Consider the following 1,051-nt stretch of genomic DNA (forward strand, 5'->3'; position numbering starts at 1 on the left):
ATAGTCGGGATAATAGGAAGATATAACCGCATATATTTTCCCTCGCAATTTCATAATTTACGATGTCGAGGTATTCAACGGTCACATGCTTTAGATCGGTTGATAGGTTATTTAATTTAATCATGGCTGAAATCCTGATTTTTCTAAAATTGGATAAAGCTCTCTGAATTTTTCAGGCTCTAAAAGCATATCAGCGATACGAATAGCAAATTGTTGGTAGCTTTCTGTACCTTGTGAGTATTTCCCCATTTCGGGCATTTCAGACATTTTATTAGCAAATAAATGGCGTTGTGAGTCAGTCATCTTGATAAAGAAATCGGGTGTATTAGGATCTCGTTTAGATTCGATTTTCTTTGCTTGTTGCTTCTGCTTAAATTTGAATGAAAAGCCTGAAATAGCTCGACCTTTTTTATGTTGTTCATAGGTCACAGTGATATCGGTATGTTCATTGATCTGCTTGATAGACGGTTCTAAGACACGCCTTTTAAACAGCTCCATACGTTGATATTCATTATCCTCAACACCAACTCTATTTCTGAATTCTGATAGTTCAATTTGTGGAGTTTTACCCACTTCACGCCATGCAATTAGTAGTTCGTATAATCGAATTGCATACTTACCTGTAAGCTGTGATACCTGTTTAAGTTGATAACTTGTAAAGTGTTCCTCAAGCCGAGTAACAAGTGGTACAACGTCAGGGGCAAAAGTGATTTCTAAAATCGCTAACGTATCAACATAGAAAACACGACTAACCCAACGTGAGCGCACAATGCCTGTTTTGCCAGTCTTTTTATATTCCGTAAAATAGCTAAACTTACGTTCAAACTGATTATTTACTGCATCTTTTTATACTTTGTATGCAGCATCTGTAGACACATTAAAGTGTTTTGCGTAATCACTAGCATGTATTTCTAACTTGCTGTCTGCGGTAATTCCTTGCCCTGTTTCTCTAGCATTCATAATTGCAAGCAATATTAAACGCTGTTCAGACGTTTCTAAGTTATAACTGGCATTCATTAACGCATTGTCTTTCACTACTAATCCATTTTTC

1 pseudogene is annotated in these 1,051 nt (G+C 36.3%); it reads right to left on the reverse strand.

Annotated elements, in window-relative coordinates:
• Nucleotides 1-120 precede the first annotated feature (120 nt).
• A pseudogene (repM, locus tag FTU12_RS16340) lies at nt 121-1,051 on the reverse strand (replication initiation protein RepM); the annotation flags it as partial.

Origin of the sequence: Acinetobacter sp. YH12063 (assembly GCF_013419715.1) — a bacterium.
In the GTDB taxonomy this organism is placed as follows: Bacteria; Pseudomonadota; Gammaproteobacteria; order Pseudomonadales; family Moraxellaceae; genus Acinetobacter; species Acinetobacter amyesii.